Source organism: Candidatus Cloacimonas sp., from assembly GCA_039680785.1.
In the GTDB taxonomy this organism is placed as follows: domain Bacteria; phylum Cloacimonadota; class Cloacimonadia; order Cloacimonadales; family Cloacimonadaceae; genus Cloacimonas.
Genome location: JBDKSF010000017.1, coordinates 1 through 4,116 on the forward strand (window position 1 = coordinate 1; position 4,116 = coordinate 4,116).

Consider the following 4,116-nt stretch of genomic DNA (forward strand, 5'->3'; position numbering starts at 1 on the left):
TAAAAGGGATTTGCATATCGAACTCCTTTTTTTTAGAAAAACTTCTCTCTATAACATAAAATATTGGATTTTGTAAAAATAGCAAATATATTATGGGCGTTTGGCAGGTATGAAGAAAAAAAGAGAAGGGCGAGGGTTTCTAATTGTGTGGAAATATGGCAACAGATTGTCTCTAATAATCTACAAAAGCGAGAGGGACGATGCCTTCAGAAATTGCCTAAAGCTATGCAGAGCAATTAGATAGAAGATAAATTAACTTTGGCGTAGGTATTGCATAATAGTAAAGATGAATCTCAGAAATAACCAGTACCCCCTTACTGGTTAGTGGCCTATACTCATAGGTTACAAAATGTGCGACCTCCTAAGTCAAAGACCTAAGCCCCTTTCTCAAGAAGGGGCTTTTGTTTTATGCCCCAAAAGACAGTAGGGAAAAATGGATTGGCAACTTTTGGTTTGCCAATGATTTTATCGTGCTTTCGTGCTCAAAATAGCTATAAACAAACAACAAATGGCTATTGCTTAGCTATTTAATCCCCTTTTTGGTGTGAACTTGCCTGCCTATATAATAAGGCAAAAAACAATGGAAGGCAAAAGAAAATAAATGCCTTCCATTGTATCTAAATAAGCTGGATTTAATTTACTTTATAGGTCTTGTCGCCTTTTTCAAAGAAAGCGATGATTTGTTTGGCGGCAGCGATGCCGGCATTAGAATTTGCTTCGTTAGTTTGAGCGCCCATTTTCTTGGGAGTGAAGAAAACTCTTTCTGGATACTGTTCTAACAATGTAGCGCTGTTATCGGGAGCAACATCACTCACATAACGGAATTTTTTCTTTTGGGCAAAGGTATTTAACAGTGCATCTTCATCGATAATTTCCTTGCGCGCGGTATTGACTAAAACGGCATCTTCTTTTACCAGAGAAAGAACGCTGTCATTAATGCACTTTTTGGTTTGATTGGTGGCGGGTATATGCAGAGAAATATAATCGCCCAATTTGAAGATATCCGCTACGGTGCGTAAGGGTTTTACACCTTCTTTTTGCATAACTTCATCGGCAATGAAAGGATCATAAGCATAAACATCCATTCCGATTCCTTTGGCGATTTTGGCAACATAACGAGCAACCCAACCAAAACCATATAGAGTTAGTGTTTTTTCTGCCAGTTCTGTGCCGGATTTTCCATTGAATTTATTCCGTGCCATATAAATCATCATTCCGATTGCCAATTCGGCAACGGCGTTGGAATTTTGGCCTGGAGTGTTCATTACCACAACATTATGTGCCGTGGCGGCATTGAGATCAATATTGTCATATCCGGCGCCGGCACGAACTACAATTTTAAGTTTTGGAGTGGCGTTAAAAGCTGCTTCATCAATAATATCGCTGCGGATAATTACTGCTTCCGCATCAGTTAAGGCATTATGCAGTTCACTTTTTTCGGTATAATTTTCCAAAAAGGAATAATCATATCCGGCTTTTTCAAGCTCTGCCTTGATTTTTTGAACTGCATCGGCAGAAAATGGTTTTTCGGTAGCAATCAGGACTTTTGGCATTTTTGCCTCCTATATTTTTTTGTGATGGTGTTTCATTTTCCTAAAATTCCTAATAGGACACCTGCAGCAACTGCTGAACCAACGACTCCGGCGACATTTGGAGCCATTGCATGCATCAGTAGATAGTTTGTTTTGTCATATTGTTGGCCCACAATTTGAGAAACGCGCGCCGAAGCTGGAACTGCAGAAACACCCGCATTTCCAATTAGTGGGTTAATCTTATTTTTGGAAAAGAGATTCATAACCTTGGCAAAAAGAACGCCTGTGGCAGTAGCCGCGGCAAAAGAAAAAGCCCCCAGGAAAAAGATTTTCAGCGTTGCCGGCGTAAGAAAAACATCCGCTGTGGTCTTTGCTCCTACCGTTAAACCAATTAAAACGGTGACAACATCAATTAAAACAGTTCTGGCACTATTGGCAAGGCGTTCAGTTACCCCGCTTTCTTTTAACAAATTGCCCAAAAACAGCATTGCCAAAAGAACTACGCTGCCGGGAGAAATAAAAGTGGTAACTACAAAGGCAACGATGGGGAAAATGATTTTTTCTTTTTTGGAGACAACGCGCAAGGGCTTCATCCGGATAAGACGCTCTTTTTTAGTAGTTAGCAATTTCATAATAGGTGGTTGAATTACAGGTACCAGTGCCATATATGAATATGCTGCCAAAGCTATTGACCCCAAAAGATGCGGCGCTAACTTGGAAGCCAAAAAAATGGAAGTGGGACCATCGGCGCCTCCAATAATTCCTATTGAGGCAGCTTCCATCACATTAAATCCTAAAAGAATACTGCCAATGAAAGTGGCAAAAATTCCAAATTGAGCTGCTGCGCCCAAAAGAATAAGCCGCGGGTTGGCAATGAGGGTGGAAAAATCAGTCATCGCTCCTATCCCTAAAAAGATAAGCGAAGGATAGATACTTTTATTTACGCCAAAATAGAGATAGTATAAAACAGAGCCCTCATTCATAACTCCGAGCCCCTGTTGAGAAACGCCTGGCATATTTCCCACCACGATACCAAAACCAATTGGTATTAAAAGCAGTGGCTCAAATTCTTTTGCCACACCCAAATAGATAAAGATCATTCCGGAGATAATCATTACCAGATTTCCCCAGGTTACATTTAGGAATCCCGTAGTTTGGATAAACTGGCTTAGTTCCTGCATACGGCTAATCCTCAAACTCAATTAGGGGATCATTATCCTGAACTATATCTCCCTTATGAACATAAACTTTGCTTACTTTTCCGTTTCGGGGGCTGTAGATATCCGATTCCATTTTCATCGCTTCTAAAATTACAACTACATCTCCCTCTTTCACATAGTCATTAACCTGCACTTTTATTTCCATAATTGCTCCCGCGAGAGGAGCACGCAAAATGGGATCTTTCTGAGTAATTTTGTCCGGCTGTTCCGCTATTTTTGGTTTTGAGGGCTTTGCCGGGGGGGCAGTTTTAATTTCAGTTCCGGAAATCGTCATCAACAAATCTCCTCCTTTTACGGGGGTGCGTTCTTTCACGAGAATCTTTTCAATTTTACCATCAATGGGAGCAGCAATTTCGCTTTGCATTTTCATTGCTTCTATAATGATTATGGCTTGTCCTTTTTTTACTTCCTCTCCTTCGGAAACAGGGATCGTGACTATTACTCCGGGAAGGGGGGAATGAATTTCACCAGAATTAAGATCTGTGTTACTATTGAAGGCAGGAGCCAAAGGAACTGCTTTTTCTTGTGCTGCCAGCTTGGGCACACTATCAATTTTGTCATTTTCTATTTGAACCAGATATTCAGTTCCATTCAGGTTTATTTTTGCATGCGTAGGACTATATTCCAAGATTTTGGCTTCGAAGTGTTCGTTATTGATTAATAGTTTATAGGTCTTCATCTATTTCTCCGTCTATTGTTCATTTCTCTGTTTGGCATATTCAACATAGCTTTTGCACGCCATTGATTGGTAGGAGTGCGTTTGAAGGTTAGGGCAATTTTTCTTTGTTCTTCCAGCGTTTGTTCATGCAACATCACAGCCGTAACCAAGGCAGCAATTACATTCTGATTTAAAGTGGCGGAAGCGGCACGAACTTTTCCCCCGGGCGATATTTTAAGATCGGCTTTTTCCTTTTTAGAAGGACGATTCAAAAGGTTTAGCTGTCCCACTATTATACTGGTAATTAATAAAGCTACAAAAACTGTCAGCATTCCTACCAGGGTTACATTAAGCCCAAAATCCATACTCTTTTCATTGAACTCCTGTTCAATTTTTTTAATGTCTTCAGGAGTTACATTCAATGATTGTAATGAGTATGAATCCCATTTTTGCGAATTGGGCTTTGCCAATCCAATCTTTTGTTTAATTTTTTTAATGGGCATATTCAGAGCTGAGGCAACTTCGTTCAAAGTTGAAAGTTCCGTAAAACCATAAACACTATATTGTTTTGCTAACAGTGCTTTATAGGGAGTGATGCCCAATTTGCGTAAACTCATCTGATCCAATTTTTCGTTATATGGCTCCAAACCCAGATATTGCTTCCAACTGGCGATATCTTTAATTTGTAATTTCTCCGCTACTTCTG

Annotated in this window: 4 protein-coding genes; all 4 read right to left on the reverse strand. The window is 39.9% G+C overall.

The genetic code is table 11. The features are described from left to right. Positions 1 to 632 precede the first annotated feature (632 nt). Positions 633 to 1,553, reverse strand: a complete 921-nt coding sequence (locus ABFC98_00775; GenBank protein ID MEN6444560.1) for a 3-phosphoglycerate dehydrogenase — start codon at positions 1,551 to 1,553, stop codon at positions 633 to 635. Between the two features lie 32 nt (positions 1,554 to 1,585). Further along, positions 1,586 to 2,713 (reverse strand): sodium ion-translocating decarboxylase subunit beta, encoded by a 1,128-nt coding sequence (locus ABFC98_00780; protein ID MEN6444561.1) that lies wholly within the window; start codon positions 2,711 to 2,713, stop codon positions 1,586 to 1,588. A gap of 4 nt (positions 2,714 to 2,717) precedes the next feature. Next, complete coding sequence (locus ABFC98_00785) at positions 2,718 to 3,431, reverse strand: biotin/lipoyl-containing protein (GenBank protein ID MEN6444562.1); 714 nt, start codon at positions 3,429 to 3,431, stop codon at positions 2,718 to 2,720. Beyond that, positions 3,428 to 4,116 (reverse strand): OadG family protein (locus tag ABFC98_00790; protein ID MEN6444563.1); only part of this gene is annotated, 689 nt, incomplete at its 5' end. The genes ABFC98_00785 and ABFC98_00790, both read right to left, overlap by 4 nt.

Excerpts from the sequence above, each read along its gene's own strand:
- ABFC98_00780 (MEN6444561.1), bottom strand. The coding sequence starts at position 2,713 with ATGCAGGAACTAAGCCAGTTTATCCAAACTACGGGATTCCTAAATGTA.
- ABFC98_00785 (MEN6444562.1), bottom strand. The coding sequence starts at position 3,431 with ATGAAGACCTATAAACTATTAATCAATAACGAACACTTCGAAGCCAAA.
- ABFC98_00775 (MEN6444560.1), bottom strand. The coding sequence starts at position 1,553 with ATGCCAAAAGTCCTGATTGCTACCGAAAAACCATTTTCTGCCGATGCA.